The following is a 26,175-nucleotide window of genomic DNA, read 5'->3' on the forward strand; positions in this document are numbered from 1 at the left end:
CCGCTGAGGAGAAACCATGGCCAGTATCAGCAATCAGGATATCGACGCCGTTCTTGCCCATGTGGACCGGAGCCTCGATGACAGCCTGGCGCGGCTTTTCGAGCTGATCCGCATTCCGAGCGTCTCGACCGACCCGGCTTATCGCGATCAATGCCGCGCCGCCGCCGAATGGCTGAGCCGGGATCTGGCTGCCATCGGCTTCGAAGCATCGGTGCGCAAAACGACCGGCCATCCGATAGTGGTCGCGCATGAAAAGGCGGCATCCGCACCGCATCTGCTGTTTTACGGCCATTACGATGTCCAGCCGGTCGATCCGCTGGCACTGTGGACCAGCGATCCGTTCGAGCCGCGCATGGAAGCCTTGCCGAACGGCGATACCGCGATCGTGGCGCGCGGCGCCTCCGACGATAAAGGACAATTGATGACCTTCGTCGAAGCCTGCCGCGCCTGGAAAAGCGTTACCGGGAAACTGCCGGTGCAGGTGAGCATGCTGTTCGAAGGCGAAGAAGAGGCCGGCAGTCCGAGTCTCGCACCCTTTCTGGATGCCACGGCGGACGAGTTGAAGGCCGATGCTGTTTTCGTCTGCGACACGGATATGTGGGATCGTGAAACGCCTGCCGTCACCACGATGCTGCGCGGTATCTACACCACGGAAATCGAGATCACCTGCGCCGATCAGGACCTGCATTCCGGCATGTTCGGCAATGCCGCACGCAATCCGCTGCAGGTGTTGTCAGACATCGTTTCAAGCCTGCGGCGAACCGATGGCGGCGTTGCGGTCGAAGGTTTCTATGACGGCGTGAAAGAGCTCCCCGACGCCATCAAGGCGCTGTGGAAAAGACTGCCCTTCGACGAGGAGGCCTTTCTCGGCGATATCGGCCTGAGAGATCCGGCCGGCGAGGCAGGCCGTTCCGTCCTCGAACAGATCTGGGCGCGGCCGAGCTGCGAGATCAACGGCATGAGCGGCGGCTATACGGGCGAAGGCTTCAAGACGGTCATTCCGGCGAAGGCAAGCGCCAAGATTTCGTTTCGACTGGTGGAAGGACAGGATCCCCAAGCGATCCGCGATGCCTTCCAGCGGCATGTGCGCGCACGTATCCCCAGGGATTGTTCGGTCAGTTTCAGGGATTATGGACTTTCGCCGGCCACCGTCATGCCGATCGACAGTCCGTTTCTCACCAGGACGCTTCAGGCGCTTTCGACAGAATGGCAATGCGAAGCGGCTCTTGCCGGCACGGGAGGCTCGATCCCCATCGTCGGCGACTTCAAACGCCGGCTCGGATGCGATGCCCTCCTGGTCGGCTTTGCCCGCTTCGACAACCGCGTCCACAGCCCGAACGAAAAATATGATCTCTCCAGCTTCCACAAAGGCATACGATCCTGGGTTCGTATCCTGGCGGCCCTCGCCGACTGACGCGCGGCACTGTAACAGTTTGAATTATGCAATAGGCTGTGGTGCGGCCAATGTCTTGCGGACCTTCGGGGCCGAGAATTAAAGCACTGTCCCATCCCTATCGACACCGAAGCAGCAGAGACCACCGATGAGGATATCAGCTCCCCGCGACTTCCTGAAAAGCCTGTTCGACGCGGCGGTTCGCGCCGCCGATCCGCTGACCGGCATCAAAGCGCATCTGCCTGACAGGCCGAAGGGAAGGACCGTGGTAATTGGCGCCGGCAAGGGCGCGGCGCAAATGGCGCGTGCCCTCGAAAGCGTCTGGGACGGAGCGATCGAAGGCCTGGTGGTCACCCGCTACGGCTATGGCTGTGAGACGCGCAGCATCGAAATCATCGAGGCCGCCCATCCGGTACCCGATGCCGCGGGGCTCGCCGGGGCAAAGCGGTTGATGGAAACGGTGAACGGCTTGACGGAAGACGATCTGGTGATCGCGCTGATCTGCGGCGGCGGCTCGGCGCTGCTGCCCGCTCCGCCGGAAGGGCTGACCCTCGAAGACGAGATTGCGCTCAACGAAATGCTGCTTGCCTCGGGCGCGCCGATTTCGGCGATGAACGTCGTGCGCAAGCATCTCTCCACCATCAAGGGCGGAAGGCTTGCGGCAGCGACCAGAGCGAAGGTCGTCAGTCTTGTTGTCTCCGACATTCCCGGCGACAACCCGGCCCATGTCGCCTCCGGGCCGACGGTGCCGGATGGTTCGACACGACACGATGCGCTCGAGATCATCCGGCAATATGGATTGCAGCTGCCGCAGGCCGCACTCGACCATCTGAACTCGCCGAAGGCCGATGCCCCTCGCCCGGACGATCCGGTCTTCTCACGGCACGCGCACCACATCATCGCCTCCGCAGGCGTTTCGCTGGAGGCCGCTGCGGCACTGGCAAAATCGCAGGGGATCGAGCCGGCGATCCTTTCGGATGCGATCGAGGGGGAATCGCGCGACGTGGCGCTGGTGCATGCAGCGATCGCCCGCGAAGTATTGGGCCGGAACAGGCCGTTTTCGAAGCCGGTCGTCATCCTTTCCGGCGGCGAGACGACGGTGACGCTGCGCGCCAAGGGCGGCAAGGGCGGACGCAACGGCGAATTCGCGCTCGCCATGGGGCTTGCGATCGACGGACAGGAGGGCATCCATGTCCTCGCCGCCGACACGGACGGGATCGACGGCTCGGAGGATAATGCCGGCGCCTTTGCCGATGGCGGCACGGTGAAGCGCCTGCGCGCCGCCGGGCTCGATCCGCGCCGCCTGCTCGACGGCAATGACAGCTATTCAGGCTTTGCGGCCAGCGGCGATCTGTTTGAAACCGGCCCGACCGGAACCAATGTCAATGATTTCAGGGCTATCCTGATCCGTTAGCAGCCCGCGGCAATGGTGGGTCAGGTCTTGATCCGCCCCTGCCCGACCAGCCAGCCGACCGATTCCTGCACCGCCTGCAGCGACTGATATCTCGGGGTAAACCCAAGCAAGCGCCTGGCTTTGGCGATCGAGCAATTCGGGCTGCGGGCGATATGCTCCCAGGTCGCCTCCGCATCCTCGGCCGTCTGGCCTTTGGCCCAGGCATCGAACGGCGCGAAGGTGAGCTTCGGCTCATGCCCGAACCACCGCGACATGGATTCGGCGTAGCCGCGAAGCGTCAGCGCCTGCTGAGAGACCGCGTGGAAACTTTCGCCGATCGAGGCATTCCAGTTGGCGATCGCATCCATGAACATCGCCGCCACATCATCGGCATGGACGTGATGAACGGTCTCCAGACCGAAATTGGGCAGCGCCAGGGTCTCTCCGCGGGCAAGGGTTGAAAAGACCTGCAGGTTGAAATTGCCGGCTGGATTGAGCGGCGCCCAGCCCGGACCGACAATATGACCGGGATGGATGATGGTGGCCGGAAATCCGCGAAGCCTTGCCTGCTGTAGCAGGTAGGTTTCGATATCAGCCTTCTGCGTGCCGTAATCGCCGAAGGGAGATTTCGGCGCCTCTTCCAGCGTCGGCACGGCGCTGGCATGGCCATGCGTCCAGATCGTGCCGGTATGCAGGAAATGGCCGACATGCCCCGACAGCGCCGTCACCAGCTGCTCGGCACTTTCCAGCGTGAAGCAGATCATGTCGATGACGATATCGGCTTTCGCTTCACGGACGGCCGGGCCGAAATCACCCACCCGCTCCATCGCCGCCCGATCCATCTGACGCTGATCGACAGAAGCCCAGGCATGGTTTTCCGTATAAGGCTTCGCCGTGCCGCGGCTGATCGTGACGACGTCATGACCTGCCTCCACCAGGCGGGGAACGAGATAGGTTCCGACATGGCCCGTTGCCCCGATTACCAAAACCCGCATCGTCATTCCTCCTTTGGCATTTCCGTGTCGAATATGCTGCGCTCAGGCGATCCTGCAAGCAGACTTTTCATGATCCAGGCGGCTTGGTCAGGCCCGCTACCGGTTCTTGAAAACAAGGCAGGTGCCGCCGTGTTTGCGGATCTGGTTGCAGAGATCATTGGCTTCCATACGCGTCTGCCGACCGATGCGGGCAGCGTAGCGCGGGCGAAAACCGAAGCTGCGATCGCGCTGGCGCAGGATCAGCGGCTGCTCGGCATTCAGGGGCGCAGGCAGATCCTGCACGGCATCGAGAAACATGCGTCGGGCCACCGCGACATTCGCATTCGCCGCAAGCTGGACGCCCCAGGGGGCCCATTCGCCCTCCTGACGCCAGGGCGTGTCCTTCAACGTCCGTCTCTCCGCGAGCGCCACGCAACCATCGATGAAGGACTTGTCCTTGTCGAGCGGGGCGGCCGCATCTTGCGGTGGGTTATCCTTCCATTCCTCGACCGTATGGGCAGTGATCGCCGTGACATAGCTGCGCGTTTCGTAGGGTAATCTTCCTGACGTAAGGTAAGATGCTAGGCCGTTTTCGCCGGCATTATAGGCGGCAGCGGCAAGGCCGAGATTGCCGAAGCGATTGCGCAGTTCGTCGAGATACTGCGCCGATTTCCGCAGGGCTTCCAACACCTGGTAGCTGTCTTCAAGACCGCGCAGTTTCGCCGTTCCGGGCATGAACTGCGCAATCCCCTGCGCTCCTTTGAAGCTGACGGCATCGGGGCGAAAGGTGCTCTCGCGCCAGATGAGACGGGCGAAATAATCCGGCGGCAATTGATTGGCGCTGGCGAAATGCTCGATCGCGACGCAAAGGTCACGATTGAAACTGTCCTTACGGATGCAGAGCGCTTCACCCGATCCCGACGCTGAAGGACCTGAATAGAGACAGGCCGGCGGTCCCGCGCTTCCTTCCGGCTGAGCCGTGACCGCATCCACGTGGGAAAACAGAAGGCAAAGCGAAAGCATGGCCTTCGCCGATCTCCTCCCCATGTCGGACTGACATTTCCGGCCTATCATCGGATCTCGGCGGGTTCGAACTTCCATCGCGACGCGGAATTCTCAATACCATCGATACGGGTAGGAAGCTTCCCCCATTTCCATCTCTGCACCAGGTTTCTAATTTCGCCATCAATTTTGGAACAGATATATTCGACCTGCCAAGGTCGCAGCGTCATCCTGATCGCCAGGAAATCCCGAGCGAACGAGGACGCGCAGATGATTGATCTCCACTACTGGCCGACGCCGAACGGCAAGAAGGTTTCGATCTTCCTGGAGGAAACCGGCACGCCCTACCGGCTGGTGCCGGTCAATATCGGCCGGGGCGACCAGTTCAAACCCGATTATCTCAGGCTCAATCCCAATCACCGCATGCCTGCTATCGTCGACCACACGCCTGCCGACGGCGGCGGGCCGCTCAGCGTCTTCGAATCCGGTGCAATCCTCTTCTACCTCGCCGAAAAGACCGGAAGATTCTGGCCGCAGGATCTGCGCGGCAAATACGACGTGACGCAATGGGTGATCTGGCAGATGGCCAACCAGGGACCGAAACTCGGCGAAGCCGGTCACTTCCGCCGTCTCGGCGATCGCGAGGGCGATCAGTCCTATGCGGTGCGGCGTTTCACCGACGAAGCCAACCGCCTCTACGGTGTTCTCAACATGCGGCTTCGTGACCGGCGTTATCTCGCCGGCGACGAATTCACCATCGCCGACATCATCAGCTATCCCTGGACCGTCAACTGGCAGGCGCAGGGCCAGGACATCGACGAATTCAAGCATTTCAAGCGATGGTTCGAGGAGGTCGGCGCACGGCCCGGCGTCCAGCGCGGCCTTGCGGTCGGCGCCGACCTTGGCACCGACAACAGCAAGCTCTCCGAAGAGGAACAGTCGCGCATCCGCAAGATCCTCTACAACCAGCGCGCCCTTCCCGTTCCGGATTGAGCTTCGGCCCGGCTGGAGATAACCATAGCCACAACCGAGCCGGCAGCCAGCACCGGCCGGTCCCGGTTTCCAGGCGCTTTAAATCACCTGCCGGGGAGCCAGGGGGCTTGGACAGCAGCTGGCGTTGCGACTTGGGTGTGACTTGGGGGTGTAACCGGCAATGACAAGACCTGTAATCGGCATCATCGGGAATGCCCGCATCGTCGAAAGCCGATTTCCGGCTCAGCATGTCGGAGAAAACAATCTGCGGGCCGTGGCCGATGTCGCAGAAGCCTTGCCGCTGATGTTTGCCGGCAATCCCAAACTGGCCGATATCGCCGATCTGCTGGCTGTCGTCGACGGCATTCTGCTGACGGGCGCCAGAGCCAATGTCCATCCCAGCCGTTTCAACACGGTGCCGGATCCCAAGCATGAACCTTATGACGAGGATCGTGACGGGCTGGCGCTGCCATTGATCGAAGCCTGCGTAGCGCGCGGCGTTCCTATTTTCGGCATATGCCGCGGTTTTCAGGAAATGAACGTCGCGGCGGGCGGCTCGCTGCATCCCGAAATCCGGGAATTGCCCGGACGCATGAACCACCGCATGCCGCGCCTGGAAACCGGCGAGATCCATCCCGACCTCGCCATCGTTTTCGGCGATCGGCACGACGTTCAACTTATACAGGATGGGATGTTTGCACGCATCCTCGGCCGGGAGACGATCCGGGTGAATTCCCTGCATGGACAGGGCATTCTCGAGCTTGGCGACAGGGTCGTTGCCGAAGGCATTGCCGAGGACGGGACGATCGAGGCGATACGGTTCAAGGACGCGCCGGGATTTGCGCTCGGCGTGCAATGGCATGCCGAATACGATCCGCAGACCAACCCCGTGAACCGTGCGCTGTTTCAGGCATTCGGCGATGCGGTTCGGGCACGAAAAGCCACTGCATAATCCGATAACTGCGGCGATCATCACCGCCTTCCGCATCAAAAGCCGCCGCGAAACTGCTTTCGCGGCGGCTTTGTAGCAGTTGGGAAGCAGCGATCAGGCGGTCGGCTGCTTGGTCTTCCTGAGATAGGGCAGAACCGTATCGAAGGAACCGAAACGCGTGATCGCGTCTTCGTTGGAAACCGCAGCGGTGATGATGACGTCCTCACCCTGGTTCCAGTTCGCCGGCGTCGCCACCTGGTGCTTGGCCGTCAGCTGGATGGAATCGATGGCGCGCAGGATCTCATTGAAATTGCGGCCCGTCGTCATCGGATAGGTCAGGATCAGTTTGATCTTCTTGTCGGGACCGATGATGAAAACCGAACGCACCGTCGCATTGTCGGCAGGCGTGCGGCCTTCCGAGCTCTCGCCGGCGCCGGCCGGCAGCATGTCATAGAGCTTGGCGACCTTGAGGTCCTTGTCACCGATCAGGGGATATTCGACGTCGAAACCGGTGGCGGTCTTGATGTCGTTCTTCCACTTGGCATGGCTTTCCACAGGATCGACGGAGATGCCGATGATCTTGGCACCACGCTTGGAAAACTCCCCCGCCAAGCCGGCCATGGCGCCGAGCTCGGTGGTGCAGACAGGCGTGAAATTCTTCGGATGCGAGAACAGGACGGCCCAGCCATTGCCGATCCAATCATGGAAGCTGATCGGTCCCTGGGTGGTGTCGGCGGTAAAATCGGGGGCAATATCGTTGATGCGTAAGCTCATGGTCGGCCCTCCAAAGCCTTGTGTTCAATGTTGTTCTTCTCAAATCGAGGCCATGGGATCCGTCCGCCGGGAGCGGTCGCGAGATTGCGGTCAACAGGATCGCACCGGCCGAAGGTAAAAGACTTCCCATTCCAGGATTTTAAGTAAGTCATATACCACGATTACCGAAGGCATGCTCTTTCGATTTCCGGCCTGCTCCGGCATTATTTTTCCGGCATGTGCGCGCGACAAAGAGACCGATGGTTTTCCATCGGTCCCGTCAAAAGCGGCAGGCACAACTGCCTTGCCCCTTGCTTCAGGCGGCCTGGATGGATTTGATCCTGTCGATGCCGCCGACAACAGGCGCGAAATCGTCCCATACGCCCTGGGCGCCCTTCTGCCATTCGTCGAAGGCTTCCGGCTTCAGGAGCTTCCGCCATGGCCAAGCGCCGTCTCGACGGATTTGGCTTCACCATCGACGATCAGCTGGTTGAAATAGACGGCTCCTTCGCTGAAGGCCTGCTGGAACACCGCGCCATGCAGTGCGGTCATGCGCTGCTGGCCGACGGAATGTTCTCGCCCGAAAATGCGGCAATTTGATTATTTTTTGCGCATATCTATTTTTGCACAGTTTTCAGGCGACACCTTGCCAAAATTGCTGCAGCGCGTCATAAATATAGCAATGACGCATCGCGATCTGACAATTCTGGTGATCGACGAAAATGCCATTCGCGCCTCCATCATCGAAGAGGGGCTGCGCGAGGCAGGGCATGCGCACGTCACCGTGGTCCATGAGGTCAACGGCATTGCGCGAATCATCGAAACGCTGATGCCCGACGTGATCATCATCGATATCGAAAATCCCAATCGCGACATGATGGAGCATCTCTTCCAGCTGACGCGCACGGTCAGCCGTCCGATCGCCATGTTCGTCGATCGCTCCGACACCGCCTCGATCGAGGCCGCCGTCGATGCCGGCGTCTCGGCCTATATCGTCGATGGCCTGAAGAAGGAACGCGTCAAGCCGATCCTCGACATGGCCGTCAGCCGCTTCAACGCCTTCAGCCGGCTGCGGCGCGAGCTTGCCGATGCCCGCTCAGCGCTGGAAGAACGCAAGCTCATCGAGCGCGCCAAGGGCATATTGATGAAGATGCGCGGCCTGTCGGAGGAAGAGGCCTTCGCGCTGCTGCGCCAGACGGCGATGAACGAAAAGAAGAAGATGTCGGAAATCGCCCAGAGCGTCGTCACCGCCGCGGGGCTGTTGATGTAATGGCCGACCTGATGAATTTCCGGAGGAAACCGGAGTGGATATGATGACGAAGACCGCCAAATCAGGCGGCGAGTTGCCCTCGCCCATGCGCCTGAATGCCGAAGGACCGAAAGTGCTCAGGGCCGGTTTCATTCCGCTCGTCGATGCGTCAGTGCTGATTGCAGCGGCGGAATTCGGTTTCGCGCAGAAGGAAGGCCTGACGCTCGATCTCGTCAAGGATGTCTCCTGGGCGAATGTGCGTGACCGTCTGGCATTCCGCCAGTTCGATATCGCCCACATGCTGTCGCCAATGCCCGTCGCCTCCATGCTCGGCCTCGGCTCCAATCCCTCACCGACGATCACACCGTTTTCGCTGGGGCGCGGCGGCAATGCGATCACCCTGTCGACGCGGCTCTTCGACAGGATGCGCAATGACGCGGGACTGCCGGAAACGGCAGGCGCGCTCGACAATGCCCGCGCCCTGGCAAAAACACTGGCGGCGATGAAGGTGCGCGGCGAACCGCTGCCGACCTTCGGGGTCACCTATCCCTTCTCCTCGCATAATTACGAATTCCGCTACTGGCTGGCCGCCGGCGGCATCGATCCCGATAAGGACGTCAAGCTCGTCGTGGTGCCGCCGCCGATGACTTCGGATGCGCTGGCCGCCGGTGCGATCGACGGTTTCTGCGTCGGCGCGCCGTGGAATATGGTCGCTTCGGAGCGCGGCGTCGGCCGCATCGTCGCCGCCAAGCAGGATATCTGGCCGTCCGCCCCGGAAAAGGTGATCGGCATGCGGCCGGATTGGGCGGAAACCCATCCGGAAACCGTTTCCAGGCTGATCGTGGCGCTCGATGCGGCAGCCCGCTGGTGCGACCAGCCGGACAATCACGATGCGCTGGCGGCCGCTCTTGCCGACCCCCGCTATATCGCTGCCCCCGTCGAGATCATCCGCCGCGTGCTCGCCGGCGAATTCAGCCTCGACGCAAAGGGCAACCGGCGCATCATCGCCGATTATTTCATGTTCCATTCCGGATTCGCCAATTATCCTCGGCCAAGCCAGGCGCTGTGGATATACAGCCAGATGATCCGCTGGGGGCAGGCCGAGGCCAGCCTCAACATGGCAAGGGCTGCCGCGTCCGCCTACCGCCCGGATCTCTATCGGACAGCACTCGGCGACGGCAACGCACCCGATGATGCCGATATCCGCATCGAAGGCGGCGACGAGGGCGACCGTTTCATGGACGGCCATGTCTTCGACCCGGCGAGGCTGCCTGATTATGTCGCAGGCTTTGCCGTCAAAAGCGCCCTGCCCTTCGTTACCGGCGACGAAATCTAATTCACGCCCGCCTGCCCAAAACGCCAGCAAGGATCTGCGCCCCACATGGCAAGCGCACAAAAGATTAGCACAACTGTCGACAGCTCGAAAAACAAGCAAACGGCCGATTTCGAGAAATGTAAATAAATCAATACATTACACAAAAAGCGATAAACTGGCACGCAGCTTGCAAGGATATTACCGCACCGGTCAAAGGCGATCTGCGCAGAAAGAGCGCCAGCAGGCGTTCACGGAAGACACGGAGATCCTCTTCAAATGGAAGAAGCAGATCTCGGTGATTTGAAATCAAATACCTGGGCGATCATGTCGATTGTCTCCGGGTAACCGGCCGGAAGGCCCAAGAATTCGGCGTCCAACGGCGGGCGCCACCAGCAAAGCCGCTGATCAGGATATTTCGCGCACCTCGTGTATGCGCGTCCTGACCAGCGGCTTTTTGTTTTAACCCTCAGCGATGGATCGGCACGACCTTGTCGGGCCCCGGAGAAGTTATGTCTGTCATCGAGAAAGTGCCACCCATGTCCGCCGGCGAACCAGCCAAAGCATTGTGGATTTCCACGGTCGCCTTCACCCTCTGTTTTGCCGTCTGGACGATCTTCGCGATCATCGGCATTCGCATCAAGCAGGATCTCGGGCTGAACGAGGCCGAGTTCGGCCTGCTGGTCGGCACTCCGGTGCTGACCGGTTCGCTCGTGCGCATCGTCCTCGGCATCTGGACGGGGCGTTACGGCGGCCGTCTCGTTTACACGCTCACCATGCTGGCCGCCGCATTGGCGACCTTCCTGCTCTCCTATGCCCAGACTTATACGCAAATGCTGATCGCCGGCCTCGGTGTCGGCCTTGCCGGCGGCTCGTTTGCGGTCGGTGTCGCCTATGTCTCGCCTTTCTTTCCGGCGGAGAAGCAGGGAACCGCGCTCGGCATCTTCGGCGCCGGCAATGTCGGCGCAGCCGTGACCAAATTCGCCGCTCCCTTCGTACTGCTCGCCTGGGGCTGGCAGGCGGTTGCCGAGATCTGGGCCGTCTGTCTGGCGCTGATGGCCATCGTCTTCTGGTTCACCACGACCGATGATCCGGCCTACCGTCTCCGCCGCGAGCGCAACGTCGCGTCCAAGAGTTTTGCCCAGGAATTCGCGCCGCTGCAGAACGTTCAGGTCTGGCGCTTCTCGCTCTACTATTTCTTCGCCTTCGGCGGCTTCGTCGCCCTGTCGCTGTGGCTGCCGCGCTACCTCGTCGGCGTCTACGGCTTCAACCTCGAAACTGCCGGCATGATCGCGGCCGCCTATTCCATTCCCGGCAGCATCTTCCGCGCCTTCGGCGGCGTGCTGTCGGACAAGAAGGGCGCGCGCAGCGTCATGTATACGATGTTTGCCGTGTCGGCGGTCGCCACCCTCATCCTGTCGCTACCGGCTGCGACCATCACGCCGGTCATCTTCATCGTGGTGATCTTCGTGCTCGGCTTCTTCATGAGCCTCGGCAAGGCCGCCGTCTACAAGCACATTCCGGCCTACTATCCGGAAAACGTCGGCGCAGTCGGCGGCGTCGTCGGGATGATGGGCGGCCTTGGCGGCTTCATCCTTCCGATCGCCTTCGGACTCCTCAAGGACATGACCGGCCTCTGGTCCAGCTGTTTCCTGCTGCTCTTTGCGATCGTCGTCACCTCACTCATCTGGATGCACCTGTCCGTCAAGCAACTGTCGCGCCAAGGGCACTCGGCGCCCGTGGCTGCAACCTGATCTAAGGACTTGGAAATATGACCGAAAAACTCGTCATCATCGGCAATGGCATGGCGCCCGGGCGCATGCTGGAGCACCTCTTCGAACAGGCACCCGGACGCTATGAAGTTACGATCTTCAATGCCGAGCCGCGCGTCAACTACGACCGCATCATGCTGTCGCCGGTTCTCTCCGGCGAAAAGGACTACGAGCAGATCATCATTCACGGTGACGGCTGGTATATCAAGCACGGCATCATGCTCTACAAGGGCCACAAGATCGTCAATATCGATCGGGTCGCCAAGACCGTCACCTCCGACCACGGCGTCACCGAAAGCTACGACAAGCTGGTGATCGCAACCGGTTCCGTGCCCTTCATCATCCCCGTTCCCGGCAAGGATCTGCCCGGCGTCATCACCTATCGCGATCTCGACGACGTGCAGGCCATGCTGCTTGCCGCCCAGTCGCGCGAAAAGGCTGTCGTGATCGGCGGCGGCCTGCTTGGCCTGGAAGCAGCCGCCGGTCTTGCCCAGCGCGGCATGGACGTCACCGTGCTGCACGTCATGCCGACGCTGATGGAGCGCCAGCTCGATCCCGCCGCCGGGTATCTCTTGCAGAAGGCGGTCGAGGAGCGCGGCATCAAGGTCATCTGCAAGGCCAATACCAAGGCGATCATCGGCAACGGCAAGGTCGAAGGCATCGAGCTTGACGACGGCCGCATCATCCCAGCTACGCTTGTTGTGATGGCCGTCGGCATTCGTCCCAGTGTCGGCCTTGCGAAGGACGCCGGCATTGCGGTCAACCGCGGCATCGTCGTCGATTCCGGCATGCAGACCTCGGATGGCGATATTCTCGCGCTCGGCGAATGCGCCGAAGTGGGCGGCATGGTCTATGGCCTCGTTGCGCCGCTCTATGAAATGGCCCGAATCGCTGCCGCGCATCTCTCTGGCGATCGCTCGCCCGCCTTCGTTCACGCCGATACGCCGACCAAGCTCAAGGTCACCGGCATCGAGCTTTATTCACTCGGTGACTTCGCCGACGGCGACGACCGCGAGGAGATCGTGCTGCGCGATGCCAGCGCCGGCGTCTACAAGCGCCTGGTGCTGAAGGACAACAAGATCATCGGCACTGTGCTTTACGGCGAGACCGCCGACGGGGCATGGTTCAACGATCTGAAGAAGAAGGCCACCGATATTTCGGAGATGCGCGAGACGCTGATCTTCGGACAGGCCTATCAGGGAGGGTCGCCGCTGGACCCTATGGCGGCCGTTGCAGCCTTGCCGGATGACGCGGAGATCTGTGGCTGCAACGGCGTATGCAAGGGCAAAATCACTTCGACGATTTCAGGCAAGGGGCTGACGTCGCTCGACGACGTCCGTGCCCACACGAAGGCATCCGCCTCGTGCGGCTCCTGTACCGGCCTCGTCGAGCAACTCATGGCACTGACGCTCGGAGACAGCTACAATCCGGCCGCCGTCCAGCCGATGTGCACCTGTACCGAACTCGGCCATGACGATGTCCGCCGTCTGATCAAGGCCAAGGGCCTGAAGAGCATACCTGCCGTCATGCAGGAGCTGGAATGGAAGACTTCCTGCGGCTGCGCCAAATGTCGGCCGGCGCTCAACTATTACCTCGTCTGCGACTGGCCGGACGAATATGCCGACGACTACCAGTCGCGTTTCATCAATGAGCGCGTGCATGCCAATATCCAGAAGGACGGCACCTACTCCGTCGTTCCGCGCATGTGGGGCGGCGTCACCAATTCGAACGAGCTGCGCGCCATCGCCGATGTCGTCGACAAATTCGAGATCCCGATGGTCAAGGTGACCGGCGGCCAGCGCATCGACCTGCTCGGCATCGAGAAGGAAGACCTGCCCGCCGTCTGGGCCGATCTCGGCAAGGCCGGCTTCGTCTCCGGCCAGGCCTATGCCAAGGGTCTGCGTACCGTGAAGACCTGCGTCGGCTCGGACTGGTGCCGCTTCGGTACGCAGGACTCCACCGGTCTCGGCATTCGCATCGAGAAATTCATGTGGGGCTCCTGGACGCCGGCCAAGCTGAAGATGGCCGTCTCCGGCTGCCCGCGTAACTGCGCGGAAGCAACCTGTAAGGACATCGGCGTGATCTGCGTGGATTCCGGTTTCGAAATCCATTTCGCCGGTGCGGCCGGTCTCGACATCAAGGGCACGGAGGTTCTTGGGCTTGTCCGGACCGAGGACGAGGCGCTGGAGCATATCGTGGCGCTGACGCAGATGTACCGCGAGCAGGCCCGCTATCTCGAGCGCATCTACAAGTGGGCCAAGCGCATCGGCCTGGAGGAAATCCGCCGCCAGATCATGGGCGATGCCGAAAAGCGCCAGGCCTATTACGACCGCTTCGTCTTCAGCCAGAAATTTGCCCAGGTCGATCCCTGGTCGGAGCGTGTTTCCGGCAAGGACAAGCACGAGTTCAAGCCGATGGCGACGATCGGCTATCCGCAGGCAGCCGAGTAAGGAGATGGACATGAACTGGCCCAATGAAAACTGGCATCCAATCGGTGACATCTCCGACATCCCCTTACGCGGCGCGCGCTGCGTGAAAACACCGCAGGGCAAGATCGCCGTCTTCCGCACGGCTGAAAACGAGGTCTTCGCCATCGAAGACCACTGCCCGCACAAGGGCGGCCCGCTCTCCCAGGGCATCGTGCATGCCAAGGCGGTCACCTGCCCGTTGCACAACTGGGTGATCTCCCTCGAAACCGGCAAGGCGCTCGGCGCCGACGAGGGCCAGGTGCGGACCATCCCGGTCCGCAATGAGGACGGCGCCCTCTTCATCGCGCTCGAAAGCCTGATGATGGCGGCGGAATAGATGGCGGCTGAGGTCAAGACCACCTGTCCCTATTGCGGCGTCGGCTGCGGCGTCCTCGCCACGGTCGATGAGGCCGGAACCGTCAGCGTCAAGGGAGATCCCGAGCATCCGTCGAATTTCGGCCGGCTTTGCTCGAAGGGGTCCGCCCTTGCCGAAACCATCGATCTCGACGGCCGGATTCTCTATCCCGAAATCGCAGGCGAACCGAGCGGTTGGGACGAAGCACTTGACCTGGTCGCCCGGCGTTTTTCTGAAACGATCGCCGAACACGGGCCTGACGCTGTCGCCTTCTACGTCTCGGGCCAGTTGCTGACCGAGGATTACTACGTCGCCAACAAGCTGATGAAGGGCTTCATCGGCTCGGCCAATATCGATACCAATTCGAGGCTCTGCATGTCCTCCTCCGTGGCGGGGCATCGCCGCGCCTTCGGCGCCGACACGGTGCCCGGAACCTATGAGGATATCGAACTCGCCGATCTGGTGATCCTGACCGGCTCCAACCTTGCCTGGTGTCATCCCGTCATCTACCAGCGGCTTGCCGCCGCCAAGACGGCGCGGCCCAACATGCGAATCGTCGTCATCGATCCGCGCCGGACGATGACATGCGATATCGCCGACCTGCACCTGGCGATCCGCCCCGACGGCGACGTCGCGCTGTTCATGGGACTGCTTGCCCATCTCGCGACAAGCCCGGCCATCGATCAGAACTATATCGGCGCCCATACGGAAGGTTTCGGCGAGGCTTTTGCGGCGGCCGCAGCACTTGATATCAACGAACTCCTGGAACGCACCGGCCTGCCGGCCATGCAGATCAGGGAGTTCTTCCGCCTGTTCGAGACGACGTCGAAAGTCGTCACCTGCTACAGCCAGGGCGTCAATCAATCCGCCTCCGGCACCGACAAGGTCAATGCCATCCTCAACTGCCACCTGGCGACCGGTCGCATCGGCCGTCCCGGCATGGGACCGTTCTCGCTGACCGGCCAGCCGAACGCCATGGGCGGGCGCGAGGTCGGCGGCCTTGCCAATATGCTTGCCGCCCATATGGCGATCGAGCATGCCGAAGACCGGGACCGCGTGCAGCGCTTCTGGAATTCGCCCGTCATCGCCGCAAAACCCGGCCTGAAGGCGGTCGACATGTTCCGCGCCGTGGCCGACGGACGCATCAAGGCGCTCTGGATCATGGCCACCAATCCCGTCGTCTCGATGCCGGATGCCGATAGCGTCGAAAGCGCGATCGCCGCCTGTCCCTTCGTCGTCGTGTCGGACATCCTCAAAGAGACGGATACGACCCGGCACGCAGACGTGCTTTTGCCCTCGCTCGGCTGGGGCGAGAAGGACGGGACCGTCACCAATTCCGAACGGCGCATTTCCCGGCAGCGGCCGTTTCTAGGGCTCCCCGGCGATGCAAGAGCCGACTGGTGGCAGCTTGCCGAGGTCGGGCGCCGCATGGGATTTGCCGCCGCCTTCGATTTTGATGCGCCGGACGCAATCTTTGCGGAGCACGCCGCGCTTTCCGCCTTCGAAAATAACGGCAGCCGCGATTTCGACATCGGCGCGCGCGCCGATATCAGCGGCGACGCCTATGACGAGCTGTCGCCCTTCCAGTGGCCGCAGCCGGCAGGGACCGCACCCGGCGTCACCCGCTTCTTCGCCGAGGGTGGATTCTTCCATCCGGATGGCAAGGCACGTTTTGTCGCGGTCAAACCGCCGGCCACGGATCGCACCAGTGCCGATTTCCCCTTCACGCTGAATACCGGGCGCATCCGCGACCAGTGGCACACGATGACGCGAACCGGAAAGAGCGCACGCCTTTCCGCCCACATCGCCGAACCCTTTGCCGAGATCCATCCGCGTGACGCGATCGAGACCGGTATATCAAGCGCCGGTCTGGTCGAGATCGAAAGCCCCCATGGCAAGGCGATCGTCCGGGCGCTGGTGACCGATCGTCAGGCTCGCAGCGGCGTCTTTGCGCCGATGCACTGGAACGATCAGTTCGCCGCGAAAGCGCGGATCGATGCCGTGGTCGCGCCGATCACCGATCCCGTTTCCGGTCAGCCGGCGTCGAAGAATGTTGCTGTCGCCATCCGGCCCTTCCGCGCCACCCATTATGGCTTCGCCGTCTCTGCTACAAAACCGGCCACGCCCAACGCGGCCTATTGGGCGCTGGCGAAAGCCTCCGGCGGCTGGCGGCTGGAACTTGCCTTCGGTGAAGCTGTCGAAGACTGGACAGCCTGGTGCCGGGCGGTTTTCGCCATTCCGGCCGAGGTCGAACCACTGGGTTATGCCGACCGGCAATCCGGCGACCTCAGGCTTGCCTTTTTCGATGGCGAGGTCCTGCTTGCCGCGCTGTTTCTCGCCCGCGAGCCGGTCGCCGTCGCGCGCAATTGGGCGATCTCGCAGCTTACTGCCTCGCATGGCGACCTCAGGAAGCGCTTTGCGCTAGTCGCTGGCCGTCCCGGAGCCGGCAGGCCGGATCCGGGCGCCACCGTCTGCTCCTGCTTCAGCGTCGGAGTCAATCAGATCGCTGCCGCCGTGCGCGGCGGATGCCACAGCGTCGAGGCGGTCGGCAAGGAAACGAGCGCCGGAACCAATTGCGGCTCCTGCCGCAGCGAAATCGGCAGGATCATCGATCGCTGTCTTGCCGCAGCCGCGGAGTGAAAGCGCAAAGGATGCTGTAACGCGGCCGGACTGATGTCAGGCCGTGGCGGGGACGATCAGCATCTTACGCTCGGCAGAGATGCGAACCGCGATCTCGTCATAGGATGAGAGCGTCGGATGGGGCGTTTCCATCTTGTCGTGATGGGTTGCGGTGACGACCATGACATCGGCGCCCGCCGCTTCGCCGGCGGTGATGCCGGCTGCGACATCCTCGAATACCAGGCAGTCCCGCGTGCCGACGCCGAGGCGTTCGGCGCCGAGAATGTAACATTGCGGATCGGGTTTTCCGACCTTCACGTCCTCCGCCGTCACCATGAATTTCGGCAGCGGCAGCCCCGCCGCCTCCAGCCGCCTGTGGGCAAGGCGCAGAGGCGAGGAGGTGACGATCGCCCAGCGATCCGGCGGCAGTGAACTCAAAAATGCCGCAGCACCCGGGATGGCAACGACATCGCTGACATCGGCGATCTCGGCCTCGGTCACCAGCCTGGATTCATGTTCGGGATCGACGCCGGGCAGGTTCAGCCGGGTGATCGTGTCGATGCCGCGCGATCCGTGCATCTTCGGCAAAAAGGTTGCGACATCGAGCCCGTGGCGCCTTGCCCAGTCACTCCATGCACGCTCGGCCGCACGGATCGAATTGAGGATGGTGCCGTCCATATCGAACAGGAAGGCGGCATAAGGCTTCTCGAAGCCGCGGGGCATCGGCAGGGACAAAGGCGGATCCTTTTAAGGAAGAGTGTCGGATGGTCGTCGTATCGCTCGATCAAACGGCAAATCATGGCCTTTTGCAAGCTTTCGCGAGACGAGCCTATCCACACGCCCGGCCACTCGGATCAACGAAGCAGCTTTAGCGAGCCCGTCAGCGAGCGGATCCATTTCGTCGGGCCGGCGAGCCCGACGCCGTCGATGACCTCCGAAGAGAGGTCGCGTTCGGGCATCGAAGCCTCATAATCGGCATAGACGTGCAGCGCTCGAGCAAAACGCGGGAACGGCACCACCAGCGCCCCTTCGGGCGCCGGCAGTGCCTTCAGCAAGAGCGATCTCAGATCGGCCGCTGCCGCCTGCAGCACCGGAACCGGCTTATTGGCACTGACATGAAATGCCCGACCGGCATGATCGCTCAGCCGTGCCCCGGCAAGTGCGGGTGCCGCGGCACCGAGGCCGATCGACAGCACCGCAACCGTATTGGCGAGTTCGCCGGCCGGCAGCCCCGGCTCGACGATCACGGCGACACGCCAGTCCTCAACCATCATTCGTCCGCTCCTTCTCGGTTCGACGTCCTCACCCTATCGAAAGGCAGAGAAATATCCTGCCTATTCCTGACGTCTCACATCCAAATCAGGTAGGATTTTCCCGGCAACGAAAAAATTCGAAAGGACATACCGATCATGGAATTCGAGCCGGGAGATATCCGCATATTGAAGGCGCTGCAAAGCGAGGGGCGGCTGACGAACCAGGAGCTTGCCGAACGCGTGGGGATGTCGACCTCGCCTTGTTGGCGCAGGGTGAAAAGGCTTGAAGAGGCCGGCGTCATCCGCGGCTATCAGGCTGTTGTCGATCGCCGCGCCGTCGGCCTCGGCGTCCTCGCTTTCGTCCGCGTCCAGATCGACACGCATTCCCATGACGAGGCCGAACGGTTCGAACGCGAGGTCGGCGCACTGGAAGCGGTGGTCGCCTGTTATTCCGTCGCCGGCGAGGCCGATTTCCTTTTGCAGGTGGTCGCGGCGGATCTCGACAGCTATGCCGAATTCGCCATGACGGTGATCCGCCGCCTGCCCGGCATCAAGGAGATGCATACGATGTTTGTGCTGAAGGACATCAAGGCATCGACGATCCTGCCCGTTCAGACGGCGGCCGCCAGCCGTTCGCGCTGAAGTCATCGCCTGCCTCGCTGCCTATGTCTGCGGGCTGGAGGCTGCGGAGAGGCTTCGCCTAAAAGGCTGTGCTGGCGGTCGTGGTGATCAGGTCGCAGGAGAGCCGGAGGCCGATCGGATCGCGGCAAAGATCATCCGCGGCGCCGGCCAGTTCCAGTCCGGCTGGAGCGTCGGCACGCAGGTAGGTCTGTGTGGTCAAGTCGACGCGCACCGGAACGGCGGTCCAGAGCGAGGGACGGCTGACGTTGATCGCGGAAATTTTAGTCTTGTCATTCCTGACGGCGTAAGAGGCGACCGCCATGCCGCTCACCGACAAGGTGAGTGCAAGTGCGATCTGGAGACCGAGATCTGCGGCTTCGCGAAAGGAGATGAACATAGCGGCCTCATGCCACGGTTTTTTAGTATCTCCGCATGCAAGTAGGGCATGCGCTGGCACCGATCCAGCGACATCGCCCGTTAAGGTTTACGCATAACCATGTCGGCTACGCCGTGCGGCTTGAATGCAGGTTTTCGGCAAATTTCGGAACAATGATTCAGCCTGGCAGTTTCATCAGGGTCATCCAAGATGAAAATCCAAGGAGGATATTCCATGTCTAGATCCCTTATCGCCGCTTCGTTACTCGCGATCGGCATGGCATCGTCGGCCTTTGCCCAGTCGAACCCGGATCCGATCGGGCCGACGAATGGCGGCTCGACCGATCCGAGCTCGGGTACCTATTCGTCCGATTACACCAACGATGACAATGGCATACGCCCGGTCCCCGTCTCGCCGGTCGATCCGATGACGACCCAGAGCATCGGGCGGCCGCAGACGATGGAATGCCCCGGAATGCCGCAACAGATGTCCGGCGTCGACACGCGCGGCGGCCAGAGCGGTGCATCGATCAGCGAAGCCTGCCGCGAATACGACAACTGAGCGGACAGTCCCCCGCTCTGAGCATGTCGCACAAACGTGCGCCATGCTTGAAAAAGGCCGGTTCACACCGGCCTTTTTCATGACAGCCATGAAAGCTTTTCTTTCGGATGAAACTTTTGATCCGCGTGTTCCGTACCTCCGTAACAGCTTGAAAGAACACGAACGGGAATGGCTTCATTGGCAAAGGACACGGCAACACCTGTTATCCTCTGGTTTCGCAAGGACTTGCGCCTTGACGACAACCAGGCTCTCAACGCCGCCCATCACTCCGGACGGCCGGTCATCCCTCTCTATATCAGAGAGCCGCAGGCGGCAGGCACCGGTCCACTGGGTGCCGCGCAGGCCTGGTGGCTGCACCATTCGCTGGCGGCGCTGGACGGCTCGCTGGGCAAGCGGCAGGGGCGGCTGGTGCTGGCCAGCGGCGATGCGCTTGCGGTGCTCTGCGCCCTGATCAGGGAAAGCGGCGCGGAAGCCGTCTTCTGGAACCGGCGCTACGATCCATCCGGAATGTCGATCGACATCCGGATCAAGCACGAACTGGAGAAGCAGGCGGTCGAAGTGAGAAGCTTCGGCGGTCAGTTGCTGCACGAACCTTCCCGGCTAATGACCGGCAATGGCACGCCCTATCGCGTCTATACGCCATTCTGGCGCGCGCTGGAGGGTGGCTGCGAACCGGAGCCGCCGCTGGATGCGCCGGCGAAACTGCTTCTCGCATCGCAACTTCCGAACTCGGAAAGGCTGGAGAGCTGGAAGCTGCTGCCGGTGAAACCGGATTGGGCAGGCGATTTCGCCGATCTCTGGACACCTGGCGAAGAAGGCGCCCGGAAGAAGCTCCATGCTTTCGCCGAGGACGCACTCGACGGCTACAAGCAAAACCGCGATTATCCGGCAAGACCGGCAACATCGATGCTGTCGCCGCATCTGGCTCTCGGCGAGATATCCCCTGCCCGCATCTGGCACGCGACACGCGGCCTGTCGAAACGGGTGCCGGCAACCGATATCGTGCATTTCCGCAAGGAGATCGCCTGGCGCGAATTTTCCTATCACCTGCTCTTCCATTTCCCGCGTCTTGCCTCGGCCAACTGGAACGATCGTTTCGACGGCTTCGAATGGCGCAACGACGGCGAGGATTTCAAGGCGTGGTGCAGAGGGCTGACCGGTTATCCGATCGTCGATGCCGGCATGCGCCAACTCTGGCGCCACGGCTGGATGCACAATCGCGTGCGCATGATCGTCGCCTCCTTCCTTATCAAGGATCTGATGATCGATTGGCGACGCGGCGAGGCCTGGTTCCGTGACACGCTTGTTGATGCCGATCCCGCCAACAATGCGGCAAGCTGGCAGTGGGTGGCAGGCTCGGGAGCCGACGCCTCGCCGTTCTTCCGCATCTTCAATCCGGTGCTGCAGGGCGAAACCTTCGATCCCGGCGGCGACTATGTCAGAGCTCATGTGCCGGAGCTTCGAGGGCTCGGGGCAAAATACATCCACCGGCCATTCGAGGCGCCGCAAGGCGTGCTCGACGAGGCCGGCATCACGCTGGGCCAAACCTATCCGAAACCGATCGTCGATCATGCGAACGCACGCAACCGAGCGCTCGCCGCCTACAACGCCACGAGGGATGCCGCATGAACGCGCATGTCCGTCCCGCATCGCGCCGGCTGAAGATCGCCGTCATCGGCTCCGGCATATCGGGCGCCTCCGCTGCCTGGGCGCTGAACACCGTGCACGACGTCACGCTCTACGAGAGCCAGGCGCGGGCCGGTGGCCATACGGCGACCGTCGACGTCGATTACAACGGCTTTCGGATTGCGGTCGACACCGGCTTCATCGTCTATAATGAACAGAATTACCCCAATCTGACGGCGCTGTTTGCCGAGCTCGGCATTGCGACGCATGCCAGCGACATGAGCTTTTCGCTCTCGCTCGACCACGGCAGGCTGGAATGGAGCGGCGGCGGACTGTCCTCGGTCTTCGCGCAGAAGCGCAACCTGCTGCGGCCGTCATTTCTGTGGATGATCCGCGAGATCCTGCGCTTCAACCGCAGCTGCCTCGAAGATCGGGCCGCCGGCCATCTCGCCTCACGCTCGATCGGCGATTATCTCGACTGGCGCGGCTTCTCGCCCGGTTTCACCAACAATTATCTGATGCCGATGGCGGCGGCAATCTGGTCGACGCCGTCCGCCCGCATGCTGCAGTTTCCGGCCGAGCACTTCGTCAATTTCTTCGACAATCACCGGCTGATCTACCGCCGGCAGCACCAGTGGCGGACGGTCACCGGCGGCAGCCGCACCTATCTCGACCGGCTGCTTCGACCCCTCGGCGAACGGGTGAAACTTTCCTGCGGCGTGCGCGCCGTCATCCGCTCCGAGCACGGCGTGACGCTCATCGACGAAACGGGCGGCGAACACCTGTTCGACAAGGTGATCTTCGCCTGCCATAGCGATCAGACGGCACGCCTGCTCGCCGATGCCAGCGATAGGGAAAGCAGGCTCTTTGCCGCCATTCCCTACCAGCCGAACCGCGTCGTCCTGCACCGCGACCAATCGTTGATGCCGCAGCGGCGCAAGCTTTGGGCCTCGTGGAACTATTTGCGCTCCAGCCGTGAAGAGGGAAATGCCGGCGTTGCCGTCACCTACTGGATGAACCGGCTGCAAGGCATCGACGACAATTTTCCGTTGTTCGTCACTCTCAATCCCGACCGGGAGCCGGAACGTGACAAGGTGTTTGCCGAATTCACCTACGACCATCCGCAATTCTCGGCGGACGCCATGGCTGCACAACAGGCGCTTGTCACCATTCAGGGACAAAGCCATTGCTATTTCGCCGGCGCCTGGACGGGCTACGGATTCCACGAGGATGGCCTCGTTTCCGGTCTGGCGGCGGCGGAAGCCTTGGGCGGGATCATACCCTGGCGAACTACCCGAACTGCCATCCTCAAGCCTCAACCGGACGTAGCGGCATGACAGGGCGCGGCGAAAAACACGGCATGAATACGATGACCAACGGCCCTCCACCAGATGCCGCGGCAACGCTCTATGTCGGCGACATCATGCATCAACGGATGAAACCGTTCGGTCATCGCTTCCGCTACCGCGTCTTCTCGCTGCTCGTAGACCTCGACAGGCTGGATGAGGCTGGCAGGCTATCGTCGCTGTTTTCCGTCAATCGGCGCAATCTTGTCTCGTTCCACGAGAAGGACCATGCCAGTGCCGGGAGCGCGACGCTGCGCGCCTATGTCGACCGGCTGTTCGCCGAGACGGGGCTCGACCGCGCGGACAGGATCCTGCTCGTCTGTTACCCCCGAATTCTCGGCTATGTCTTCAACCCGCTCTCTGTCTATCACGCCTATGATGGCGGCGGCGCACTCGTCGCGATGATCTATGAGGTGCGCAATACGTTTGGCGAGCGGCACAGCTATGTCTGTCCCGTCGGCCCCGGTGAGATGTCGGAAAGCGGGCTTCGCCAGAGCTGCGACAAGCGCTTCCACGTTTCGCCCTTCATCGGCATGGCGGCGCGCTATCATTTCCGCATGCTGCCGCCCGGTGCCGAAATCCGCTGGCGCATCCTGGAAAACGATCATGAAGGCCCGCTTCTCTCGGCGACATTTTCCGGACGGCACATGCAATTGACCAGCGCCTCGCTGCTGGGGCTGACGGCGCGCATCCCCTTCCTCACCTTCAAGATCATTGCCGGGATCCATTGGGAGGCGCTGAAATTGTGGCTGAAGGGCGCTCGCTACATCAGGCGTCCGGCACCGCCGCCTGAAGTAAGCGCCCGACAGCCCCGCCCGCTTGCGGAAGCCGCGGAATGACATGACAGCCTCGTTGCCCCGCGCAAAGGAGCCGTAACTTTTTGAACTGCTAAATCTATTCCGATTTCGGGAATTATGCGGTAGCGTTCGATGCAATGGCCGAGGGGGCGGCCGTGCATATCATAATGGGTGTATCGTCGTCCCTAACCGGCACGAAAATGCTGGAGGAGAAAAGATGAGCAAGGCGCAGGATTGGAACCTGCTGGCTCGTGATGCGGTGACGCTGACGGCCGAAAATATGTCCCGCATAGTGAAGGGTCTGCCCTTCAAGGCAAGGCTAGCCCTGCGCGGACTTCTGCACATGCAGCACGGTTCGCTTGCCGTCACACTCCCCGACGGCCGCAGGCTGCTGGTCGAGGGCAAAAAGGCGGGACCGAAGGCGGCACTCCACCTCCGCAACTGGAACCTTGCCTATAGGGCGCTGACGAGCGGAACGATCGGCGTCGCCGAAACCTATATGGATGGCGACTGGGACAGCCCCGACATCGCCGCCTTCCTCGAGCTCTTCCTCGTCAACGGCGAGGCCGCGCACAGCTATGCGCATGGCAAGGGCGGCCTCGGCCGCCTTTTCGAGCGCGTCCGCCATTGGATGAACGCCAATACCAAGACGGGCTCGAAACGCAACATCTCCGCCCATTACGATCTCGGCAACGATTTCTACAGGCAATGGCTCGATCCGAGCATGACCTATTCCTCAGCGCTCTATTCCACGGGCGCCAACGACCTGCAATCGGCCCAGAATGCCAAATACCGGGCGCTTGCCGAAGCGACCGGCATCGGCCCCGGCGACCACGTGCTTGAGATCGGCTGCGGTTGGGGCGGTTTTGCGGAGTTTGCCGCAAGCGAGCTGAACTGCAAGGTAACAGGCCTGACGATCAGCCGCGAGCAACTCGCCTTTGCCGAGGAGCGCATCCAAAAGGCCGGCCTCGACGACCGCGTGAAATTCCGCTTCCAGGATTACCGCGATGAAACAGGCCTCTACGACCGGATCGTCTCGATCGAGATGTTCGAAGCGGTCGGCGAGAGGTACTGGCCATCCTATTTTTCAAAGCTCAGGCAATGTCTGAAGCCGGGCGGCAAGGCCGGCCTGCAGATCATCACCATCCGGCCGGAATCCTTCGACCAGTATCGCAGCAACCCCGACTTCATCCAGAAATACGTCTTTCCCGGCGGCATGCTGCCGACGCGCAATCATCTGGCCGAGCTTGCCGGCAAGGTCGATCTGTCGCTGGTCAAGGATTTCGGCTTCGGGCTCGACTATGCCCGCACGCTGGCCGAATGGCGCGAACGCTTCTGGTCGGTCTGGGAGCGCATCCGCCCGATGGGCTTCGACGAGCGTTTCAAGCGGCTCTGGGAATTCTACCTGTTCTATTGCGAAGCCGGCTTCCGCGCCCGCAACATCGATGTGCGCCAGGTCGTGTTCTCGCGCCGTTGATCATTCCGCCGGATGCGGCGTCGCCGGATGGTGACCAGCCAAGGGCGGCCGCTCCCGCCAGCCGGTCGCGCGGTTCACCAGCGCGAAATAGGCGCTGTAAGGCAACAGGCGTCCGAGCTTCAGCATGGTGGTGAAGCGCTTCGGGAAGGTGATCTCGAAGACCTGCGATTTCAACCCGGCAGCAATCTGCCGGGCGGCCTCCTCGACCGATACCAGGGCCGGCATCGGAAAGGCGTTCTTCCGCGTCGCCGGCGTATCGACGAAGCCCGGGCTGACGAGCTGGATGCGGATGCCCATCTTATCGAGATCGAATTTCAGGCTCTCGGTCATATTGATCAACGCCGCCTTGGTGGCGCCGTAGGCAGCGCCTGTCGGCAGGCCGCCATAGCCGGTGACGGAGGAGACGATGGCGATCTGCCCCTGCCCCTTTTCCTTCATATGGCGGATTGCCGGCAACAGGCAGTTGACGACGCCGGAAAGATTGACGGCGAAGCTCTTCTCGAAATCGGCGCGGTTCAGATCCTCGGCATGAACAGGCAGGTAGACGCCGGCATTGAGGATCGCCATGGCGAGCGTGCCGTGCTCATATTCGATGGAAGCCATGATATGTTCCATGTCCTCGGCATCGGTGACGTCGCCGTCGAGAACGACAATACTGCCGGAAAGGCCGCTGGCCTCGGTCTGCAGCTCGACCAGCTTTTCATGGCTTCTGGCAGTGACGGCGACCTTGTATCCTTCGCCGGCCAGCTTCAGCGCCAGCGCCCGGCCGATGCCGGAACTCGCGCCCGAGATCCAGACGATTCCATGTTCGGGACGGGCGATGAAATCACGCATGACATGTTCCTCCGGGCTGCCTGATCAATGTGAAAACAGGTCCGGAAGTTCCTCACCTCTCCCGGATTTATGGCTCTATCACACCATTGTG

At 61.8% G+C, this 26,175-nt stretch carries 23 protein-coding genes and 1 pseudogene; 16 read left to right on the plus strand and 8 right to left on the minus strand.

Annotated features, from left to right (window positions below):
* Positions 1 to 16 precede the first annotated feature (16 nt).
* Both ACMUVN_RS08260 and ACMUVN_RS08265 read left to right on the plus strand, forming a co-directional pair.
* Positions 17 to 1,414, plus strand: coding sequence for a dipeptidase (locus ACMUVN_RS08260; RefSeq protein WP_097631427.1), 1,398 nt, complete (start codon positions 17 to 19; stop codon positions 1,412 to 1,414).
* A 127-nt stretch (positions 1,415 to 1,541) separates the two neighbouring features.
* Entirely contained in the window at positions 1,542 to 2,807 is a 1,266-nt protein-coding gene (locus tag ACMUVN_RS08265) for a glycerate kinase (RefSeq protein WP_097594633.1), read from the plus strand.
* A 20-nt stretch (positions 2,808 to 2,827) separates the two neighbouring features.
* Here the strand turns inward: ACMUVN_RS08265 and ACMUVN_RS08270 are convergent, their stop codons facing one another.
* Both ACMUVN_RS08270 and ACMUVN_RS08275 read right to left on the minus strand, forming a co-directional pair.
* A complete protein-coding gene (locus ACMUVN_RS08270; protein ID WP_168332908.1) occupies positions 2,828 to 3,781 on the minus strand; it encodes an NAD-dependent epimerase/dehydratase family protein in 954 nt (317 codons plus the stop codon).
* 96 nt (positions 3,782 to 3,877) lie between these two features.
* Positions 3,878 to 4,861, minus strand: a complete 984-nt coding sequence (locus ACMUVN_RS08275) for a lytic transglycosylase domain-containing protein (protein ID WP_174824493.1) — start codon at positions 4,859 to 4,861, stop codon at positions 3,878 to 3,880.
* Between the two features lie 171 nt (positions 4,862 to 5,032).
* Between ACMUVN_RS08275 and ACMUVN_RS08280 the strand changes: the two genes are divergently transcribed.
* Together ACMUVN_RS08280 and ACMUVN_RS08285 are read left to right on the plus strand one after the other, a co-directional pair.
* Positions 5,033 to 5,755 carry a glutathione binding-like protein gene (locus ACMUVN_RS08280; RefSeq protein WP_047615359.1) on the plus strand — a complete coding sequence of 241 codons (723 nt, stop codon included), beginning with the start codon at positions 5,033 to 5,035 and terminating at the stop codon, positions 5,753 to 5,755.
* A gap of 160 nt (positions 5,756 to 5,915) precedes the next feature.
* Positions 5,916 to 6,686 carry a gamma-glutamyl-gamma-aminobutyrate hydrolase family protein gene (locus ACMUVN_RS08285; RefSeq protein ID WP_047614721.1) on the plus strand — a complete coding sequence of 257 codons (771 nt, stop codon included), beginning with the start codon at positions 5,916 to 5,918 and terminating at the stop codon, positions 6,684 to 6,686.
* 93 nt (positions 6,687 to 6,779) lie between these two features.
* On the opposite strand, the gene ACMUVN_RS08290 is transcribed toward ACMUVN_RS08285, so the two are convergent.
* Together ACMUVN_RS08290 and ACMUVN_RS08295 are read right to left on the minus strand one after the other, a co-directional pair.
* Positions 6,780 to 7,439 carry a peroxiredoxin gene (locus ACMUVN_RS08290; RefSeq protein WP_017964008.1) on the minus strand — a complete coding sequence of 220 codons (660 nt, stop codon included), beginning with the start codon at positions 7,437 to 7,439 and terminating at the stop codon, positions 6,780 to 6,782.
* A gap of 295 nt (positions 7,440 to 7,734) precedes the next feature.
* Positions 7,735 to 7,952, minus strand: a pseudogene (locus ACMUVN_RS08295) (TRAP transporter substrate-binding protein); the annotation flags it as partial.
* Positions 7,953 to 8,100: 148 nt separating this feature from the next.
* On the opposite strand from ACMUVN_RS08295, the gene ACMUVN_RS08300 reads away from it, so the two are divergent.
* From ACMUVN_RS08300 to ACMUVN_RS08325, 6 genes are all read left to right on the plus strand, one after another.
* Positions 8,101 to 8,688 (plus strand): ANTAR domain-containing response regulator, encoded by a 588-nt coding sequence (locus tag ACMUVN_RS08300; protein ID WP_047614717.1) that lies wholly within the window; start codon positions 8,101 to 8,103, stop codon positions 8,686 to 8,688.
* A gap of 34 nt (positions 8,689 to 8,722) precedes the next feature.
* A complete protein-coding gene (locus tag ACMUVN_RS08305) occupies positions 8,723 to 10,003 on the plus strand; it encodes a CmpA/NrtA family ABC transporter substrate-binding protein (RefSeq protein WP_174824492.1) in 1,281 nt (426 codons plus the stop codon).
* A gap of 488 nt (positions 10,004 to 10,491) precedes the next feature.
* A complete protein-coding gene (locus tag ACMUVN_RS08310) occupies positions 10,492 to 11,733 on the plus strand; it encodes an MFS transporter (protein ID WP_047614713.1) in 1,242 nt (413 codons plus the stop codon).
* Between the two features lie 17 nt (positions 11,734 to 11,750).
* The gene (gene nirB, locus ACMUVN_RS08315) at positions 11,751 to 14,201 is read left to right on the plus strand and encodes a nitrite reductase large subunit NirB (RefSeq protein WP_047614711.1); all 2,451 of its coding nucleotides are present in this window, start codon (positions 11,751 to 11,753) and stop codon (positions 14,199 to 14,201) included.
* A 4-nt stretch (positions 14,202 to 14,205) separates the two neighbouring features.
* Positions 14,206 to 14,556: a nitrite reductase small subunit NirD gene (nirD, locus tag ACMUVN_RS08320; protein ID WP_047614709.1), complete on the plus strand. Its 351-nt coding sequence runs from the start codon at positions 14,206 to 14,208 to the stop codon at positions 14,554 to 14,556.
* The gene (locus tag ACMUVN_RS08325; RefSeq protein ID WP_168332909.1) at positions 14,557 to 17,214 is read left to right on the plus strand and encodes a nitrate reductase; all 2,658 of its coding nucleotides are present in this window, start codon (positions 14,557 to 14,559) and stop codon (positions 17,212 to 17,214) included.
* 36 nt (positions 17,215 to 17,250) lie between these two features.
* Here ACMUVN_RS08325 and ACMUVN_RS08330 read toward each other — a convergent pair whose 3' ends face one another.
* Together ACMUVN_RS08330 and ACMUVN_RS08335 are read right to left on the minus strand one after the other, a co-directional pair.
* Positions 17,251 to 17,928 (minus strand): HAD family hydrolase, encoded by a 678-nt coding sequence (locus ACMUVN_RS08330; RefSeq protein ID WP_047614706.1) that lies wholly within the window; start codon positions 17,926 to 17,928, stop codon positions 17,251 to 17,253.
* A 119-nt stretch (positions 17,929 to 18,047) separates the two neighbouring features.
* A complete protein-coding gene (locus ACMUVN_RS08335; protein WP_028757668.1) occupies positions 18,048 to 18,467 on the minus strand; it encodes a DUF2000 domain-containing protein in 420 nt (139 codons plus the stop codon).
* A gap of 135 nt (positions 18,468 to 18,602) precedes the next feature.
* Here ACMUVN_RS08335 and ACMUVN_RS08340 point away from each other — a divergent pair, with 135 nt between their 5' ends.
* Positions 18,603 to 19,088 carry an Lrp/AsnC family transcriptional regulator gene (locus ACMUVN_RS08340; protein ID WP_028757669.1) on the plus strand — a complete coding sequence of 162 codons (486 nt, stop codon included), beginning with the start codon at positions 18,603 to 18,605 and terminating at the stop codon, positions 19,086 to 19,088.
* Positions 19,089 to 19,146: 58 nt separating this feature from the next.
* Here the strand turns inward: ACMUVN_RS08340 and ACMUVN_RS08345 are convergent, their stop codons facing one another.
* A complete protein-coding gene (locus ACMUVN_RS08345; protein ID WP_168332910.1) occupies positions 19,147 to 19,464 on the minus strand; it encodes a hypothetical protein in 318 nt (105 codons plus the stop codon).
* A 213-nt stretch (positions 19,465 to 19,677) separates the two neighbouring features.
* Here ACMUVN_RS08345 and ACMUVN_RS08350 point away from each other — a divergent pair, with 213 nt between their 5' ends.
* The 5 genes from ACMUVN_RS08350 (at position 19,678) to ACMUVN_RS08370 (ending at position 25,250) form a co-directional block, all read left to right on the plus strand.
* Complete coding sequence (locus ACMUVN_RS08350) at positions 19,678 to 20,004, plus strand: hypothetical protein (protein WP_028757671.1); 327 nt, start codon at positions 19,678 to 19,680, stop codon at positions 20,002 to 20,004.
* 177 nt (positions 20,005 to 20,181) lie between these two features.
* A complete protein-coding gene (locus ACMUVN_RS08355) occupies positions 20,182 to 21,633 on the plus strand; it encodes a cryptochrome/photolyase family protein (RefSeq protein WP_414815014.1) in 1,452 nt (483 codons plus the stop codon).
* Positions 21,630 to 22,967 carry an NAD(P)/FAD-dependent oxidoreductase gene (locus ACMUVN_RS08360; protein WP_047614702.1) on the plus strand — a complete coding sequence of 446 codons (1,338 nt, stop codon included), beginning with the start codon at positions 21,630 to 21,632 and terminating at the stop codon, positions 22,965 to 22,967. The genes ACMUVN_RS08355 and ACMUVN_RS08360 overlap by 4 nt, the downstream gene beginning before the upstream one ends.
* On the plus strand, positions 22,964 to 23,815 hold the full coding sequence (locus tag ACMUVN_RS08365) for a DUF1365 domain-containing protein (protein ID WP_168332911.1): 852 nt from the start codon (positions 22,964 to 22,966) through the stop codon (positions 23,813 to 23,815). The genes ACMUVN_RS08360 and ACMUVN_RS08365 overlap by 4 nt, the downstream gene beginning before the upstream one ends.
* Before the next feature lie 175 nt (positions 23,816 to 23,990).
* The gene (locus tag ACMUVN_RS08370) at positions 23,991 to 25,250 is read left to right on the plus strand and encodes an SAM-dependent methyltransferase (RefSeq protein ID WP_047614699.1); all 1,260 of its coding nucleotides are present in this window, start codon (positions 23,991 to 23,993) and stop codon (positions 25,248 to 25,250) included.
* On the opposite strand, the gene ACMUVN_RS08375 is transcribed toward ACMUVN_RS08370, so the two are convergent.
* A complete protein-coding gene (locus ACMUVN_RS08375) occupies positions 25,251 to 26,084 on the minus strand; it encodes an SDR family NAD(P)-dependent oxidoreductase (protein WP_063475421.1) in 834 nt (277 codons plus the stop codon). It abuts the gene before it with no gap.
* Between the last annotated feature and the right edge of the window lie 91 nt (positions 26,085 to 26,175).

It is taken from the genome of Rhizobium sp. IY2, assembly GCF_047532935.1.
Classification (GTDB): domain Bacteria; phylum Pseudomonadota; class Alphaproteobacteria; order Rhizobiales; family Rhizobiaceae; genus Rhizobium; species Rhizobium anhuiense.

Coding starts and splice junctions, on each gene's coding strand:
- ACMUVN_RS08270 (WP_168332908.1), bottom strand. CDS start 3,781: ATGCGGGTTTTGGTAATCGGGGCAACGGGCCATGTCGGAACCTATCTC.
- nirD (WP_047614709.1), top strand. CDS start 14,206: ATGGACATGAACTGGCCCAATGAAAACTGGCATCCAATCGGTGACATC.
- ACMUVN_RS08335 (WP_028757668.1), bottom strand. CDS start 18,467: ATGATGGTTGAGGACTGGCGTGTCGCCGTGATCGTCGAGCCGGGGCTG.
- ACMUVN_RS08265 (WP_097594633.1), top strand. CDS start 1,542: ATGAGGATATCAGCTCCCCGCGACTTCCTGAAAAGCCTGTTCGACGCG.
- ACMUVN_RS08290 (WP_017964008.1), bottom strand. CDS start 7,439: ATGAGCTTACGCATCAACGATATTGCCCCCGATTTTACCGCCGACACC.
- nirB (WP_047614711.1), top strand. CDS start 11,751: ATGACCGAAAAACTCGTCATCATCGGCAATGGCATGGCGCCCGGGCGC.
- ACMUVN_RS08365 (WP_168332911.1), top strand. CDS start 22,964: ATGACAGGGCGCGGCGAAAAACACGGCATGAATACGATGACCAACGGC.
- ACMUVN_RS08280 (WP_047615359.1), top strand. CDS start 5,033: ATGATTGATCTCCACTACTGGCCGACGCCGAACGGCAAGAAGGTTTCG.
- ACMUVN_RS08360 (WP_047614702.1), top strand. CDS start 21,630: ATGAACGCGCATGTCCGTCCCGCATCGCGCCGGCTGAAGATCGCCGTC.
- ACMUVN_RS08340 (WP_028757669.1), top strand. CDS start 18,603: ATGGAATTCGAGCCGGGAGATATCCGCATATTGAAGGCGCTGCAAAGC.
- ACMUVN_RS08350 (WP_028757671.1), top strand. CDS start 19,678: ATGTCTAGATCCCTTATCGCCGCTTCGTTACTCGCGATCGGCATGGCA.
- ACMUVN_RS08275 (WP_174824493.1), bottom strand. CDS start 4,861: ATGGAAGTTCGAACCCGCCGAGATCCGATGATAGGCCGGAAATGTCAG.
- ACMUVN_RS08345 (WP_168332910.1), bottom strand. CDS start 19,464: ATGTTCATCTCCTTTCGCGAAGCCGCAGATCTCGGTCTCCAGATCGCA.
- ACMUVN_RS08325 (WP_168332909.1), top strand. CDS start 14,557: ATGGCGGCTGAGGTCAAGACCACCTGTCCCTATTGCGGCGTCGGCTGC.
- ACMUVN_RS08285 (WP_047614721.1), top strand. CDS start 5,916: ATGACAAGACCTGTAATCGGCATCATCGGGAATGCCCGCATCGTCGAA.
- ACMUVN_RS08370 (WP_047614699.1), top strand. CDS start 23,991: ATGAGCAAGGCGCAGGATTGGAACCTGCTGGCTCGTGATGCGGTGACG.
- ACMUVN_RS08260 (WP_097631427.1), top strand. CDS start 17: ATGGCCAGTATCAGCAATCAGGATATCGACGCCGTTCTTGCCCATGTG.
- ACMUVN_RS08310 (WP_047614713.1), top strand. CDS start 10,492: ATGTCTGTCATCGAGAAAGTGCCACCCATGTCCGCCGGCGAACCAGCC.
- ACMUVN_RS08300 (WP_047614717.1), top strand. CDS start 8,101: ATGACGCATCGCGATCTGACAATTCTGGTGATCGACGAAAATGCCATT.
- ACMUVN_RS08375 (WP_063475421.1), bottom strand. CDS start 26,084: ATGCGTGATTTCATCGCCCGTCCCGAACATGGAATCGTCTGGATCTCG.